Here is a 17650-nt window from a genome sequence, read left to right as displayed (position 1 = left end):
CGACTTTTTCACGCGTGCCCGTTCTGCACAATGGACCATTGCGCGTGGCCCGTCTGCCGCTGTGCCGGCACGTCACGCATGCCGCGGGAGAATGGACATGGTGTTGATGGCTGTGGGCGGGGGCGGGCCGGTGAACGTGCCGCAGCCGCAGAATGACGACGATCCGGCACCGAAGAACGGGGCAGGCAGCACCCCGCCGGCCCAGACGCCGGAACAGCAGGCCCTCGCGGCCGCGCAGGCCGAGACGCAGCGCCTGCTGCAGCTCGCGCAGGCCGAAATGGCGACGCTCAAGCGTCTGCACGACCAGGGCGCGTCGCAGGCCGATCTCGACAACCAGGTGAAGAAGGCCGAAGCCGCATGGGGCTCGGTGCAGGCGGCCGTCGAGAACCAGATGCGCGTCGCGGCGGACGGCGGCGGCGACACGAACAAGGCGATCGCGGGCGTGGCATCGGATCTGCGCAATGCGTCGCCGAACGATCCGGTGTTCGGCTCGGTGCTCGACGATGCGCAAAAGGCGGTGTCGGCCGAATCGGCGCCTGAGCGGGCGACCAACGTGAAGGCGTTCCAGTTCGCGATGGCGATGCAGAAGGATCAGGCCGCGAACGCCGACGTGCAGCAGTACAACGCGTTGCCGGGCGGCATCCGGCGCGCCGATCCCGACACCGGCGCGCAACTGCGCCAGGCGGCCACCACGGCCGACACGAACGCCGACGACGCATACACGGCACTCACCACCGCGTTGCGCCACGAATACAGCACGTCGGCCGCGACGCTGCGCCTGAACGACGCGAAGGCCGACTATGCGGCGTGGCAGAAGGAGCCCGGCGGATTGCGCCGCGCCGACGAGGCCGACATCACGCAGGAGCTGTCGCAGGCGCAGAGCCAGTACGACAAGGTCGTGACGGGCGGCGACGACACCGCGCTGACCTACGTGACGGCCGACGAGCAGAAACAGGTCGTCGCGTCGGTGAAGCAGAATCACGACGGCATGTGGTACACCGGGCTCGTCGACGCGCTGGGCGAGGAAAGCCAGCTCAAGCGCACGATCGCGACGATCAATCCCGACGATCCGTCGCTGTCGCCGCAGATGAAACAGCTCGCGCAGTCCGACCCGGTCACGTTCGCGCTGTTGCAGGACACCGGTGTGACCGTCGATCCGAACGACCCGAAACTGTCGCCGCAGGAGAAGACGCTTGCCCAGCAGAATCCGCTCGCCGAGGCGTTCGTCAAGCTGACGGGTGTTCCGGTCAGCACGGACGGCAAGAGCGAATCGGAAGCGCAAGCCCTGAACGCGCAGATCAACCAGGCGGGCGGCGTGTTCGCGTATGCGATGGCGCACGCCGACCAGAACCAGCCCGGGTACCAGAAGATCAAGCTGCTGCTCGCCGCCGCGCCCGACGTGCGGCTGCAATACACGAAGCAGCAGGTCGCGCAACTGATGGAGAATCCGGGCAGCAATCCGGGCGCGGCGCTTCAGGTGCTGAACACCAACATGAACGCGTCGTTCTCGCTGGACGAACGCCAGACGCTGTGGACGCAGGCGGGCCAGCCGCATTTCAACGCGAACTTCATCCATTCGCAGATCGATCCGCTGATGCAGAAGCCCGATTCGCAAGCGACGGACCAGGCCAGCATGCAGGCGCGTTACGACGGCCGGATGAATGCCGACAAGGCCGGCAAGTGGATGCAGGACATCCTCGCCAATGCCCCGCCCGAATTCGCGGGCGTCGTGCTCGATACCGTCGAGAAGGATTTCGGCAACAAGTGGACGCAGTCGAACACGGGCACGCCGCAGCCTTACGGCGACGGCATCGAGTTCTACAAGGGCCTCAGCACGGCGGTCGGGCTCGCCGATCAGCAGCCGACCGCGAGCGGCGAGCCCGTGCATCGTGAAGACGACGTCGCGAGTTGGCTGCTCGACGCCAACGGCAACGCGAAGACGATGATCTATACGTTGCGCGGCAGCGATGCCGGCTACGGGTTCGACGGTGTGCGGCAGGCGCTGTCGTCGGGCGTCGACCCGTCGTTGTCGAAGGCGCTGCTGTCAAAAATGCAGAACGACGACCGGTTCCGCTCGGGCTTCGCGAACGACTTCCAGCTGCGTTACGACCAGGGCACCAAGAGTGCCCAGGACAAGCAGAACAAGGACGCCGCCAGCGCCAGCTACAAGCTGTTCCAGGCCGATCCGGACAAGCAGCTGAAGGCGTATTTCGACGACTTCCAGAAGCACTTCGACGACAAGTCCTATACGTTCACCACCGGCTCCGATCAGATGACGAACTTCGTCGGCGCCGGGCTCGGGATCCAGCCGGACGACCCGGGCGCGACGCCGACCGACCGGAACGACGTGCCGTCGATGGCGCTGCTCGAACAGTTGATCGTCAGCAACGGGCAGTTGCAGAACGGGACGGCGGTCAACAGCCAGTCGCTGTACGCGAGGAATTCGGCCGCGACGCAGATGATCCAGAACGTCGTCGATCAGATCCGCAAGGTCGGCGGCGACCACGCGGTCGTGTCGCTGGTGCCGATCTACTACGTGTCGAAGGGGACCGGCACCGCGCCGAGCGCGCTCTTCAAGGTGCAGGTGGAGGGGCATCCGGACCAGTACAAGCTGATCGACGATCGCGGCTGGAAGTACGACACCGTCGACGACTACCAGCACAACAATGCGCTGTCCGACGACGGCAAGCTGTACGTGCCGAAAAGCCTGACGAACGGTCCGGCGTCCGGCGGTTTCTCGCAATACGAAACGATCGACGCGCACAAGACCGAGTGGTACCAGCACGCCGAACACATCCTCGAAATGGGTGCCGGCATTCTTGCCGCGGCCGGCGGTGTCGTGCTGGTCGCGAGCGGCATCGGGGCGCCGGTCGGCGGCCTGATGCTCGGTGCCGCGTGGACGGCCGTCGGCGCGGGCATGGCCGTCGGCGTGCCTGCCGCGATCGGCGACCTGAAGAACCTGAGCGATCACGGCCAGTCGATCGGCTTCGGCAACGTACAGGCGCGCGGCGACTGGATCAGCCTGATCGGCAGTGGCGCGGGCTTCGCCGGCGCCGGGCTCGGCGTGGCGGCGAAGTCGCTCGCGGAGGCATCGTCGCTGCTGCGCACGACGGGGCGGGTCTCCGACCTGCTGACGGCCGCATCGCGCGGCGACGGCGCTGCGGCCGACGTGGCTAGTGTCGGCCGTTTCACGCAGGAAGCCGACGCGTTCCAGTCGCTCGCGCAGACGACGGGCCGCACGGCCGGCGTATTCAATGTCACGGGCGGCCTGATCGGCGGCTACCAGATGGGCGACCAGGGCGTGTCGCTGGTCAAGAACTGGGACGCGATGTCCGATTCCGATCGCGCGCAGCAATTGCTCAACCTCGGCATCGGCATCGCGCAGATGGGGCTCGGTTCGCACACGCTGATGGAGCGGCCGATTCGAGCCATCACGAAGACGCCCGCACCGTCGACGGTGTCGCGGCCAGTCGCGATCAACGTCGTCGATACGTTGTACGGCAACGGACTGGCGAACCAGCGTCTCGCGGTCGGCGAGATCGGCAACCCGTGGCAGCACGCGGAGGAGCAGGCGAACAGCTTCGGCGAACCGGCCGACGACGGCGGCACGGTCGCGCCGGCCGACAAGGGGCTGCGGGCGCGCGTCGCCGCGTGGTTGCGCGCGCACCGCATGCAGGGCCCACCGGACGACGCCGCGATCGTGCCGCGGCTCGCGCCCGACGGCGAAGCGACGCCGGCCGTCGCCGACGCGCTGGCTGGCGACGGTGCATCGACGGCTCGGGCCGGCATGCCGACAAACGGCGCGCATCCAGCGTCCTGGGAGATCCCCGCGCATGTCGCGGCCGATCCGGCGATGCTGAGCGAGGTGGTCGGAGGAATCATCGAGAGCGGCAACCGGCTCGAGGACGTCGAGTACTACGTGTACGCGCTGCAGGATCCCGAAGGCAACGTGCGCAACCCCGAGGAAGACGGGCTGCCCGCGACCCAAAAGGGCAACATCGTCGACGACATGAGCGCGGCGCGGGCGGACCAGCGGCGTGCGAACGCGGCCGACGATGCGAAGGCGCGTGCGGCGGTTGCGCCCGACGAAGACGGCACGATCGGCGTGACGCGCTACACGACGTATCACGACGCGCTGATGGTCGGCGCCGACGGCGTGGCCGGCGGCCGCTACCGGATCGCGCTGGTCGATCAAGGGGCGCTCGCCGCGGACGGCTCGGTGCCGCCCGAAGCGGTGGTCGGCCACGTCGGGCTGACCGACGCCGGCGATGCGTTCATGCTGTCGATGAACGATGCATACGACCGCACGCTGCGTGTGGTGTACCCGCGCGGTTTCGATCCGCAGAAGCCGTTGATTCGCAACGAGGGCGGCCGGCGCGTCGACGTGATCAACGCGCCATTCGGCATGAGCGAAACGCAGTGGGCCGCGTACCCGCGCCGCGAGGCCGACCTCGCGATCTATTCGGACAACCCGAGTCAGCCCGAGAACCGGCTACCGGCGGGCGAGCGGCCGTTGATGCCGGTGCCGCCCGGCTATTTCGCCGTGTACGCGCATGCGTGGGCCGATGCATTCGCAAGCGCGACCGGCAAGGCGATGAGCGCCGAAGACATGGCCGAGCTGATTCGCCAGAGCGGCTGGGACGGCAAGTCGCCGGTCATTCTTTATGCGTGCGGCGCCGGCACGCGCGTGAGCCCGCTCGCGCAATTGCTCGCGAACGTGCTGGGCGTGGACGTGTACGGCGCAAGCGGATTCGTCGCATGGCGTTCGCCGCGCTATCGGGCCGACGGCAGCCCCGACTCCGGTTATGCGGGCGGCATCCTGATCGAACCCGGCGCGCCCGATCAGGCCGGCGTGCCGGACCATTCGGTCAGCGGCGAACCGCGTACGTACCGGTTCTCGCCGGCGCTGGCGGTCATCGACCAGGGCGCGCATCCGGTCGACTGGAGCGGCGTCGCGCCGCGCCCGGTGTCGAATCATTGGGGCGGCAGCGCCACGACGGGCGACGCGCGCGTGCCGATCGGCGTGTACGTGTGGCGCCTGTTGACGAAACGCGGCTCGATCATCAATCCGCGCAGCGGCCGGTCGGCCAGCGCGCTCGAGATGACGCATGCGCTGGAAGAACTGGCGTGGAAAGGCTATACGCCGGGCACGCCGATCGCGCTCGAGGGGCCGCGCAGCGGCGCCAATCCCGAGTTGCTGCAGGAATTCGCGGATCTGATCCAGGCGCCGGTATTCGGCCGGCTGGGCGACGACGACGCGGCCGGATGGCGGCGGGCGCTCCCCAATCCGGGCCGACGGCTTGCGCGCTTCGAGATCGAGCCCGACGTGAACGGGAAGTTCTCGCCGGGCGGCGCGCAGCCGATCCGGATCAATCCTCTGGAACTGCGGCCCGTGCCGGGTTCGAACGTCGTGAACCTGCTCGGGCACGCGACCGCTCGGCAGTTCCTGAAGGTGTCGGGGTTCGACATCGCCGAGTCGCACGGCACGGCGCCGCGCGACGTGACCCTGGACAGCGCGGCCGCCGTCACGGAAGGCGGCAAGACGATTTCGCCGCGGCAATTCGCGCGCAAGCTGCTCGACGATCCGGCCTATACGGAAGGCAACGGCGTGCTGCTGACGGGCTGCTATCTCGGTGCCGGCGGTTACTCGTTCGCGCAGGAACTCGCGTACGAACTGCAGGTGCCCGTGATCGCGTCGATCACGTCCAACTCGGTGCGCGGCACCGGTGCGCTGGAACTGCATCCGATCGACGACAAGATCGTCCTGCCGGCAAACGATCCCGACGTCGCGACGCGGCTCTATCTGCATCTGCCCGAGGCGCCCGATGCGAGCGATCCGCCGATGGTGTTCGCACAGCGCGGCGAACCGGCGGCGCGCACGGCCGTGCATGACCATGCACCGGTCGAGCCGGTGCGCGCGATCGACGCGCAGATCGATCAGGACTCGGACAGCGGCCGCCGCGGCGCGGGCGGTACGCAAGGCGATGGCGGACGCCAGGACGTGACGCCGGGCGGGCCCGCGCATCCGCGGCTCGCCCCCGACGCGGAACCGGGCGAGCCGCCAGTCTACGAGCCGACTCCGCTCGTCGAAGTCGGGCCGGGGCAGATCTACAAGGCGGACGAATGGGCCGCACGCGTCGAGCAGGTCGCCGAAGCCGAGGCCGACGACGGCCTGTCGGGGAAAACACAGAAAATCTATCCGAAGACCAGCCGCGTCTATACGGACCGCCGGATCGCCAACGATGGCGTCGTCACGACGACGGTTCATGGTCAATCGGTGCTGCAGCCCGGGTTCGACGACGTGACCGGCATCGACGCGACGCAACATCCCGAGTTCCTGCGTCCGGCCGATACACTGCTGATGCCGCCCGACGATCCACTCCATGCGATCGGCGCGCGCGGGCTGATGTCGCCGCCCGGTCATCACGTCGTGTTCGGCCACGGGATATCGGCCGACGCGATGCTGGGCCCGGAAGGCCGTCCGCTCACGCCGGACGAGGTGGCCGAGCGCGTGGCGCCGCATCTCGAACCGGGGCAGGACGTCACGCTGTATTCGTGCTTCGGCGGATCGAACAAGCACGATCCGCTGCGCATCGCGCCCGGGCAAGTACGGGCGGCCAGCACGACCTTCGCGGCGGCACTCGCGCAGCGCCTGTCCGAGCTGACCGGACGGCCGACATCGGTCTGGGCGCCGCCGGACATCCTGCTCGTCGAGCCCGACGGTTCGACCACCGTACGCGGCACGCGGCTGACCGGCCAGGTCGACAAGGATCGTCTGCCGATGCAAAGCTTCCGCGGCGATCCGGCACGCGCGGGCCGGCCGGCGCTCCCCGCAGGACGCGACGCGGAACCGGCCGCGACGACCGCCCGTACCGCGTCGCGCCCGCTCGCCGATCCGCCGCCTCGCCCGACGGTGCCGCGCGTGGCCGATCCGACGTTTGCCGATCCCGACTACGATTTCACCGCGATTCCGGACGACACGTTCGAATCGGTCACGCTCGATCATCCGTTTCGCACCGCGCTGGCCGAACGGCCCGGCGTGATCGGCGACGCGGCGCGCGTGACGCAACCCGGCGGCACGGTGAGCCAGCGCTGGCCGAGCGGCTTCCTCGACGGCCCCGAACCGACCCGCGTGATCGACGGGGTGATGCAGGCGTTCGACGCGGCCGGGCTGACCAACCTGCGCGTGGAATTCGTGATGCGCGATGGCAGCATCGAGCTCGGCAGCGGCACCGATTTCGGTGCGCTCGATCCCGAGGACGGCTGGTTCCGGTTCAGCGGCACGGTGCCCGATGCACCGGCTACCGCTGCCACGCACGCGCCGGCCCGTTCGGCGACCGATGCCCGGCTCGCATTGCCGGAAGGCGCGCGGACGGTCGCGCACGACGATCTCGGGCAGGCAATCGATACGGCGCATACCGGCCCACGGAACCACGCATACGTGCGCACCGATGCGTTGCCGGACGGCACCGCGTTCGCACGGGACGACCTCACACCGCAGGAACGTGTCGCGGCCAGCGCGTCAGCGAACCTCGCTGCGGTCGAGGGCCAGGCACCAACCGACGTCGTGCTGCTGTCGGCGCTCGGCCACGATCCGGCTCGCGCGCTGCGCATCACGACGCCCGATGGCGGCGAGCTGGTCAAGCCGGCCGGTGTCGACATGTACGTCGTGCGCACCCGCGACGCGGCGACCGGCGAGGTGTCGTACCGGCTCGTCGGCATCGACCGCTCGGGCTTGCCGGAAGGCTATGCGGCCGTGCATGCGGGCGGCATGCGTGCGGTCGGGGCGACCGACGGGCGCCCGACCTGGCCGACGATCGGCCCGGCGGGGCCGGCGGCCGGCCGCCTTGCCGGTACGGCCGGCGAATCGTCCGGCGCGGCGGCGCCTGCCGCCGTATCCGGTCATGCGAACCAGCCGGGCGTGCCGCAGGGCGCCGCGGTGGCTGAAGCGAGCGATCCACAGGCGGTTGCCGCGACGTGGCTCGACAGCCTCGGCCGACGCACGCTCACGCGCGTCGATGGCCCGCGCGCGCCGACGCTCGACGGGTTGGGCCGCCAGCTCGGCCCGAACGCGCACGTGCTGATCACCGCGCATACCGACGCGCCGGCCGCCGAGGCCGAACACGCGGCGCCGGCGTTCGTCGCGGTGCTCGAGACCGACGAGCACGGCGCGCTCGGCCCCGTGCGGATGCTGGACGGCAAGCGCGTGCCGGGCGCGCTGCGCAAGGCGCTCGGGAAGACCGGCAGCAGCGGGCGCACGGCACGCCGTCAGTTCGATTTCTTCGTGTCGCCGGTCGCGCACGACGAGCTGATGCAGTTCGGCGGCGCGTCGAAGATCGAGACGCGGGACGGCAAGTCGTCGTGGTCCGTGACGGCGTCGGGTCATCCGGTCGACGCCGCGCTCGCCGCAGACGTGGCGAAACTGCACGACGCACCGGGTTTCAAGCGGCCGCGCCAGGCCGTGCGTGCCGTCGAGGGAGAGCGGCGCTGGATTCACGTGGTCGAAGACGAGACGGGCAAGGTGCTCGGCTACGCGGAGCGCAACACGAACCACGAATGGAAGTACTACGAAAAAGCGCCGCTCGGCGACACCGAGGTTCCCGAGCAGGATCTGCGCACCGTGTTCCGGCGACGGCGCAGGGGCGGCATTCCGGTCCTGCGCTCGCCGCGGCGCGGCATCCGGTTCGTCGTCAGCGACGTCAAGCCGGAAACCGTCGATCGAATCGGCGGCTTCCGGCCGGCGAAGGAAACCACCTCGGCAGAGAAACCGCCGCACCGTTCGCTCGGCGATCTTTTCCAGTCGAAGGTGCCGCTTCGCCGGCCGCTCGAGCGCGCGGAGCAGGGCGGTGAAAGCAACACGGCAACGCGGCCGCCGGTCGATCCGCATTTGCTGCCGTCGCACACATCCGCGCTCAATGCGGTCGATTTCAGCGGCAACAGCGTGCCGCACCTGCTGACTGCGATCCGCAACGGTGCGGTTGACGGCAACCAGCACGTGATCTACGTGTTCAGGACGGACGGCGCCGTGGCCGAGGCGCTCGGCGATCCGGTCGGCGTGATCGCCGCGCGCAACGGCGAGATGCGGTGGTTCGACGCCGTCCGGCACGCCAACAACCCGCATCATCAGGGCGTACCGCTCGACGAAATGCCGATCGGCAACGACCGGTTCGGCTCGGACGTGCATTTCCTGCTCACCCAGTTGCCGCCGCGCGCGTTCCTGCGGAGCGCGCGGCCGACGCGCATCGCGGCGCTCGAAGCGCGCGCGAAGGCGCTGCGCGAGCAGCTGTCCGACGCGGAAGCGCGTGGTCAGCATTCGGCGCCGTTCAGGGCGCTCGCGGCCCGGACGCGGCACGGTTACAACGAGGTGCTCAACGACTTGCAGCGCTTGCGGCGCAGCGGCACCGCACCTGCGCCGCTGTCGATCGAGCCGTACCAGCCCGGGCTCTCGTCGTCGACCGTCGTCGCGTTCAGCCTGCGCAATGGTGCGGCGAAGACCGAGCAGTATTTCCCGACGCACGACCAGATCGAGGCCTACAACAAGCAGGCGCAGCGTGCCGGCAAAGTGAATCTCGTGCTGAAGGGCGAGCCGCAGGCCGTGATGGTCGACCCGGGCATGTGGCGCACGCTGCTCAACAAGCTGTACGTCGGGCGCGACGTGTCGACGTCGGCGTCGCGCTTCCTGCCGGTGCCCGGCAAGCTGCGCGCACGCACCCGGCGCTTGGGCGCGGCGACCGTCGCCGACCAGCGGATCCGGTATTTCTTCACGCGCTCGAGCGAAGCATTGCAGGACCGCATGGTGCCGATGGCACGTTCGCTGTCGCTGAGCGACGATCCGGCGCTGATGCGCAAGATCGTCGAGCAGTACGGCGGTGTGACGCCGGTCGTCACGCTCGTGGTCGATCCTCATCTGCTCGCGGCCGTGCTCGGCAAGGCGCACGATCCGGATTTCCTGCGCGCGGTGAAGGCGCTCGGCGACCAGAAGAACGCCGTGTTCGACGGCGAGAACGGGATGATTCATCCGGCGCCGGGCACGGACGGGAGGGCACTCGCGCTCGATCATCTCGCACATCTGAATCGCTGGCTCGACGAGGCGGCGCACACCGGCTTCGCGATCCGGCTCGAAACGGCGCCATCGCGCGCGCTCGTTTCCGGCACCGACTACCGGTACCAGTCAGGCACCAACGACGCATACCACGATTACGTGCGCGTCATGACGGCGCTCGAGAAGTGGTCGAACGAACATCCCGATACGACGGCGCCCAACGTGATGGTCACGTTTCACGGCTGGGACGCAGTGCCCGAATCGGTGCCGGGCGCAGGGCACGAGAAGCTGTTGCGCGCCGTGCTCGAGCGCGAGGGGCTCGAATGGGTCCACGTCGGCCTGTCGCTCGGCACGCACGGCGCCGACTTCATCGGCAACCAGGACCTGACCGGCGCACTCGCGAAACTGATCGTCGAGAATCGCGCGCGACCCGAAATCATCGACCGCCTGCACGGTGCCGATGCGCTCACGCGCGTGTTCGAGCGCGTCGACCGCCAGACGCTGGCGAACCAGCATCAGCTGCTGTTCGCGGAGGTCGAGCGGATCGGTGCCGCGCAAGGGATGACGCCCGCCGAAGTGGCCGCGCTGCGCCAGAAGCTCTACGAAGGCAACACGACCGTGTGGCTGAACCAGGCGCGCAAGGCGACGATCGAGCATGCAACGGAACACTGGAAGGGCGACGGCAACGAGCCTGGCAACAAGACGGAGAAGGGCGCGCGCAGGTTCGCCGCACGCTGGCTGGAGCAATACGGCGCCAGCGTGCCAGACCGCGTGACCACCCGAGCGCAGCCATCCGCCGCGGACCCGGCCGACCACTGGCGCGCGGTCGTGCGCGATCCCGCGCTGATCAACGATGGCACCAAGCCGATCGGTACCAGCCGGCGGGAGACCGCACAGCTCGCCAAGGTCGAGATTCCCGACGCTAAGCGCGCGCAGGCGGAGCTGCACGCACTGCGCGTGCACGACGAGCCGATCGGCACGAACCGACCCCCGCCGTCGCGACGGCGGATTGCCGGCGAAATGACCGCCGCCACGCTGGCCGGCGGGACCGGCGCGGGCGCGCTCGTCGCGACGGGCAAGGAGTTCGTGGGTACCGCGACGAATTCGCTGTACGCCGGGCTGCGCGTCGGCCGCGTGTTCCAGGCGCTGCATCACGGCGCGGTCGCCAGCCTGAAGAACGGCGATCCGCGCGTGTTCGATCGCGTCGTCGACCGCCTCGTGCGCGGCCTGCAGAAGCAACTCAAGGCGAACGGGTTCGACGCCGACGCGCGAGGTACGCAGCTCGAACAGATTGCACACGAAGGCAAGGCCGCCGCCGCGCAGCTGCGCGCGCTGAACGAGGACGGGACGCTGTCGTTCGACGAAACCGCGACGCACACGCAGGCGATCGCGGCCGACATGCTCGCGCAGATGCAGGGCGTGGTCGGCGGGACGTCACTGAAACTGCTGCACCATGGCAGCCCGCGGCACTCGGTTGGCCGGGTCGGGCGACTGTTCGCACTGGGAGGGTACGGCGGCTCGATCACGATCAACGGGGCCAAGTTCCTCCATGGCGACGGGCTGGCCGGCGGGCAGGCTTTGGGCGGGATCATCAGCGCCGTCTCTACCGGCATCGTCTACAAGGGTGGTTCGCGCGGCGTGAATGCGGAGAATCGCAGTCAGCTGGCGCGGATCGCGAGCGCGACCGGCGACTACGTGACATCGGCCGTTGGTCTGGCAAGCGGCATCCACGGCGCAATGGCCGCCCACACGTTCGGCGACGGGATGACCGGCATGCTCGGTGCGATGTCCGGCGCGCTGCTGGGCGCCGGCCGCCTGCATACGCAATTCCCGAATGCCACGCCGTGGCTCGCGCGCTTGCCGACAGGCATCGCGCTGTTCCCGGTGGCGATCTTCGGAATCATGCAGGGGTACGGCGTGATCTCGGCGTTGACGGGATCGGACGACAAGGACAAGCATCCCGGTTCCGGTCCGTCGCCGACGCCTTCAGGTTCGAGCAGCACGACGCCGACGCCCGGGGCCTCGCTCGCACCGACGCCCGGGGCGACGACGGCGCCGGCGGCTCAGCCGAGTGCGTCTGCGTCATCGACGCCGAATGCGCCGCCGTCGGGGACGCCATCCTCGCCGGCGCAGCCTTCGACGGGTTCGCCGCGCCCGACGCCAACTCCGCTGACGGTGCAGGTGGTCGCCGGCGATTCGTTGTGGACCATTGCGGAAAGTCACGAAGGGTCATTGCTTGCAGCCGCTCGCGTACCGACCGACGAACAGCAACGGATGTCGGACGGTCAACGGATCAACGTCGCGTTGAACGAGATCCTGCAGCTCAACCCGAACCTGGCGAGCAATCCGGGGGAGATCAATCCAGGGCAGCAGGTGATCGTCGGGTGAGGGGGCGCGCGGAACGCGTGCGTGGTCTGGCCGTCGCACGGGGCATACACGGTCACTTCGACGATCGGGCAGGGAGGGCGATCAGGATTCCGCGCGTGAATGGCAGCGATCTGTGGGAGGCGATCTTTAACAGGCGGTTCAAATACTCCGGTCCGTCCTGCACGATGTAGGTTCCCGAGATCAAGGAAGAGCAGGCCGACGCGACGAAAGAGCAATGTGGCGCCGGCGCTGCCGAGCGATCTTGGTCATATGCTGACCGACGATCGGCACGATCTGGTGGTCAATGTTCGATGTACAGGCCAGCCGGGCGAATGAGCCGAAATCGAACGCTTCGCGGTGATCGCCGCGAACGGCCGAAGCGAAAATACGTCCAGCCCGACAGTAATTCAACGACCTGCTAGCCCTGGTTCAGCACGGATACCGCGTACCGCGGATTTGCCCGCCGCCGTGGTAATCGGGTTCAAGAAGTCCGCCGAGACTGCTGGGGACGGCAGCAGCGGGTGGATGCGCATGTCCAGCAACGCGGGGAAGTGGACGGGTTGATCCGCCTGACACAGTGGGAAACAACGCGCCGGGACGACTCGACTCTTTTTTTTCGGGATTCGGCCGGATGCCCGGTGAGCGGCGGGTCCGCGACCGCCTTGGCAATGTTTCCTGCGCAGGTGTTATATTGCGCGCGCATGCGTCCCGACCGGTGAACCAAGAAAGACAGTATCCGCGTACCGGCACGCCAGAGAACGAAAACAGAAACGGGTCCGTCGCGCCATCGGTCCAGGGTCTCCGTGACCAGCGCCATGGGTCCATGCAACGAGGGGATCAACATGAACCGGGTCTATCGGCTGGTCTGGAGCCGCACCTTGCGTGCTCCGCAAGTGGTATCTGAACGCACAAAGGCGGCGCACGGCGGGGGCCGCGCCAGCGATGGTGCCACGCCCGCGCGCCGCTGCACTTCCATTGTTTCCATCGGCGTGTCGCTTGGTCTGGCTGGCGCGGCCTTACCCGGCTGGGCCACCACGTGTTCTACCAGCACCATCGCGAATTGCAGTGCTGCCGGCGGCAACGGCCTTCCGAACCGCAGCGGCAACGGTGGCAGTGGCAATGGCGGTGGCGGCGGTTCATCCGCGCTTGGTCCCGGTAACGCGACGATACAAGTGCCCGGCGGGGCTACTTCGGGTGGCACGGGCGGTACCGGCGCGGTGAACGATAGTGGGCAAGTTGGCCCGGCTGGCGCGGTGGGCGCAACGACCGCCGGGAATACGGTCGTTGGTGCCGATGTTTCCGGGGGGGCCGGACAGGGGTTCGACGGCTTCAACTTTGCCGCAGGTGGCGGCGGCGGCGGCGCTGCCGTGTATTCCACCGGCGCCAGTATCTTCATCACCCCCGGGGTGACCCTGCAAGGCGGTGCGGGCGGGAATGGCGGGGCCGGCACATCGGGGCCTGCGTCGAATGGCGGCGGCGGCGGCGGCGGCGGCGCAGGATTGATCATGGTCGTGCCTTCCGCAGAAGTGAACAACCAAGGCTTGCTGGTCGGCGGCAATGGCGGCACCGGCGGTGGCGGCGGCAATCCTGGCGGCGGCGGTGGCGGCGGCGACGGGCTACTCACCTTGGGGCAGTCGATCCTGGTCACTAACCAAGGCACGATCACGGGCGGGACGGGCGGTGCCGGTGGGGGTGGCGGCACCACCGCCGGAGACAGCGGTGCAGGTGTCAATCTGGCCGGCGGCTTTAACGTGCTGGACAACTTCGGCACCATAACGGGCGGTGCAGGCAACGGCGGCGCGGCGGGCGTGGGCGTCATCGCAAACAACGACTTCATCGTCAACGGGGGAACGATCAGCGGTGGCCTGTTAAGCGATGGCGTCACGCGCGCGGCGGCCATTCGCTTTAACGGCACGCACAACACGCTGCAGTTTGTCACGGGCTCCAACATCATCGGCAACCTGGACGTAGCGGCAGGCGCAGCTGCCTCGGTCGTCGCCGGGAGCGCCGGCCTTTCGCTTGGCAACAACATCACGCTTGGCGATACCGCGTCGCAGGTCACGTTCGATTCCAGCCTCAACACCTTTGTGATGTCGGGCGCCGTGTCCGGCGCGGGCAACGTGGCCGTGAGCGGCAACCGAACGATCACGCTGACGGGTGACAACACCTATACCGGCGACACCACAATCAGCGCCGGCACGCTGCAGATCGGCAATGGCGGGACCACCGGCTCCGTCGCCGGCAACATCGTCAACAACGGCACGTTGGCGTTCGACCGCAGCGACACGGTGTCGTATGGCGGCACCATCAGCGGGACGGGCAGCCTTGTGCAGGCCGGGGCAGGTACGCTGGCGATATCCGGTGCCGCCGGCTATGCGGGGAGCACCACCATCAACGCCGGCACGCTCGCGCTGATCGGTGCCGGCAGCATCGCCGCTTCCAGCGGGGTCGTGAACAACGGCACGTTCGATATCTCGGGGACCATCTCCGGGGCGACGATCAATGCGCTTACCGGCACGGGCACGGTTGCGCTGGGTGACCGCACGCTGACGCTGGCCAATGCGGCCGGCACGTTTGGTGGAGCGATCAACGGGACGGGGGCAGTGACCGTCGGCGGTGGTACGCAGACGCTGTCGGGGGCGAATACCTACACGGGCGCCACCACCGTCAATGCCGGCACACTGGCGTTGACCGGTGCCGGCAGCATCGCCGCGTCCAGCGGTGTCGTGAACAACGGCACGTTCGATATCTCGGGGACAACCTCCGGTGCCACGATCAATGCGCTCACCGGCACGGGCACGGTTGCGCTGGGCGGCCGCACGCTGACGCTCGCCAACGCGGCCGGCACCTTCAGTGGTGCCATTGGCGGCACCGGCGGGCTCACCGTTGCGGGCGGCGCGCAGACACTGTCGGGTGCAAATGGCTTTACCGGAGCAACGTCGATCAACGCAGGCACGCTCGCGCTGTCAGGCACCGGCAGCATTGCCGCGTCCAGCGGCGTCATCAACAACGGCACGTTCGACATCTCGGGGACGACTTCGGGTGCCACGATCAATGCGCTCACCGGCACGGGCACGGTTGCGCTGGGTGGCCGCACGCTGACGCTCGCCAATGCGGCCGGCACCTTCAGTGGTGCCATTGGCGGCACCGGCGGGCTCACCGTTGCGGGCGGCGCGCAGACACTGTCGGGTGCAGATGGCTTTACCGGAGCAACGTCGATCAACGCAGGCACGCTCGCGCTGTCAGGCACCGGCAGCATTGCCGCGTCCAGCGGCGTCATCAACAACGGCACGTTCGACATCTCGGGGACGACCTCCGGTGCCACGATCAATGCGCTCACCGGCACGGGCACGGTTGCGCTGGGTGGCCGCACGCTGACGCTCGCCAACGCGGCTGGCACCTTCAGTGGTGCCATTGGCGGCACCGGCGGGCTCACAGTTGCGGGCGGAACACAAACGCTGTCGGGCGTGAACACGTACACCGGGGCGACGATGGTCAACGCGGGCACGCTCGCCTTGTCGGGTGCCGGCCGGCTTGCATCTTCCACGTCGGTCACGCTCGCCAGCGCAACTGCCGCGCTTGATCTGTCCGCCGGCGGCAGTCAGCAGGTCGCGCATCTCTCCGGCGTAGCAGGCAGCCGGGTGGTATTGGGCGGCAATGCCCTCACGCTGTCCGACGACTCGTCGCAAACATTCAGCGGCAGCCTCAGCGGCACCGGCGGTTTGGTCAAACAAGGCGCGGGCACGCTGACGCTGAATGGTGCCAGCAGCGCGTTCTTCGGGACGACGACGGTGGCAGGCGGCACGTTGGCCGTGGGCGACGCGGCTAATGCCGGTGCGGTGCTGGGTGGCAACGTCCAGGTGAACTCGCTTGGCACGTTGCGCGGCCATGGCACGGTATCGGGGGACGTCAGCAGCAACGGCGTGGTCGCGCCAGGTGGCTCCATCGGAACGCTGTCCGTGGGCGGGAACTATACCCAGGGAGCGGGCGGCACCCTCTCGATCGAGGTCAGCCCGACGGAGGCATCGCAACTACGCGTAGGCGGTGCCGCGACGCTCGGCGGCTCATTGGCCATTCTGTTCGATCCCGGCACCTATACCGCCCGCCGCTACACCGTGCTGAGCGCGGCCAACGGCGTGACGGGCCGCTTCGCGAACGTCGGCACCACCACCGCCGGCGCGAATCTCGGCGCGTTGCGGTCATCGCTGGACTACGGTGCCAACGGGGTCGACTTGCAGCTCGCCGAAGCCACCGGGCCCGGCACGCCGGCCAGCCCGACTGTCATCGCACCAACCAAGACCTCTATCTACACGGCCCTGGGCACGACAGCATTGCTTCAGGCGCAGGGCGCCAGTTCGACGCTGCTCGGCCGTCTGACGGGCCCGCAGATTAACGAGGCGGGTTCCAGCAACGTGTGGGCCGTTGCCAGCGGTTCCAGCACCAAGGTGGGCGGAACGGGCGGCGCGCCCGGCTTCCTTACCCACGCCTACGGCTTCCTGGCGGGCGCGGAAGGGCGGCTCGGCGGTGCCACGGTCGGTGCGGCGGGAGGCTATACGCACACCACGCTGAGTGAAGAAACGACAGGCGCATCGGGTGGCATCGATACGCTGCGCGTCGCCCTGTATGGCGCGCAGCCCATGGGTGCCGTCAACCTGTCGGCCACGCTCGGCTATGGGCTGGATTTCCTTTCGCAGAAGCGGCCATTCGGCAGCCCGGGTACCGCCGAAGGCGATCATCTCGGCCACGAGTTCACCGCCGCCACGCAGGCCAGCCTGCCCATGGACGTTGGCGGCCTCCGGCTTGCGCCGCACATCGGGCTGCGGTATGCCTACGTGCGCGGCAGCGGCTTCGGCGAGAACGGCGCCAACGGCCAGAACCTGCAAGTCGGCCCCGACAGCGCGAGGAGCCTCCAGCCTTACGTGGGTGTCTCGCTCGATAAGACCTTCGGCGATGCCGTGCGACCCGTCGACGTGCAGCTTCGCCTGGCCTATGCGCACGAGGTGCTGGGCGCGGGCCGCGTCGTGCAGGTGCAGAGCCAGGACGGGACCGTGTTCGCCGCGCCGGGCACCGATCTGCCGCGTTCGTTCCTGACCACGGGCGCCAGCGTTACCCTCCAGGCCGCCAAGGCGACCACGGTAGCACTCGGGTTGGATGCGACGATCGACACGAGTCATGTGTCGGCGCAGTCGGCGTATGTGCGGCTCAATCACAAGTTCTAACCGCGTACGCATGGATCCGGCA

The 17650-nt window shown here is 68.6% G+C and carries 2 protein-coding genes; both read left to right on the top strand.

Annotated elements, in window-relative coordinates:
- Positions 1–97: 97 nt before the first annotated feature.
- Positions 98–12430: an LWXIA domain-containing protein gene (locus DIE08_RS01870; protein WP_124900845.1), complete on the top strand. Its 12333-nt coding sequence runs from the start codon at positions 98–100 to the stop codon at positions 12428–12430.
- Between the two features lie 821 nt (positions 12431–13251).
- Entirely contained in the window at positions 13252–17628 is a 4377-nt protein-coding gene (locus DIE08_RS01860; RefSeq protein ID WP_124900843.1) for an autotransporter domain-containing protein, read from the top strand.
- The last annotated feature ends 22 nt before the right edge of the window (positions 17629–17650 follow it).

It is taken from the genome of Burkholderia sp. Bp9004 (assembly GCF_003858025.1).
Taxonomy (GTDB): Bacteria; Pseudomonadota; Gammaproteobacteria; order Burkholderiales; family Burkholderiaceae; genus Burkholderia; species Burkholderia diffusa.
The sequence above is the reverse complement of the archived record's forward strand: the minus strand, read 5'-3'. Positions and strand labels throughout refer to the sequence as shown.

Bases quoted from the DNA above. Each gene is read 5' to 3' on its own strand.
- DIE08_RS01870 (WP_124900845.1), top strand. From the start codon at position 98: ATGGTGTTGATGGCTGTGGGCGGGGGCGGGCCGGTGAACGTGCCGCAG.
- DIE08_RS01860 (WP_124900843.1), top strand. From the start codon at position 13,252: ATGAACCGGGTCTATCGGCTGGTCTGGAGCCGCACCTTGCGTGCTCCG.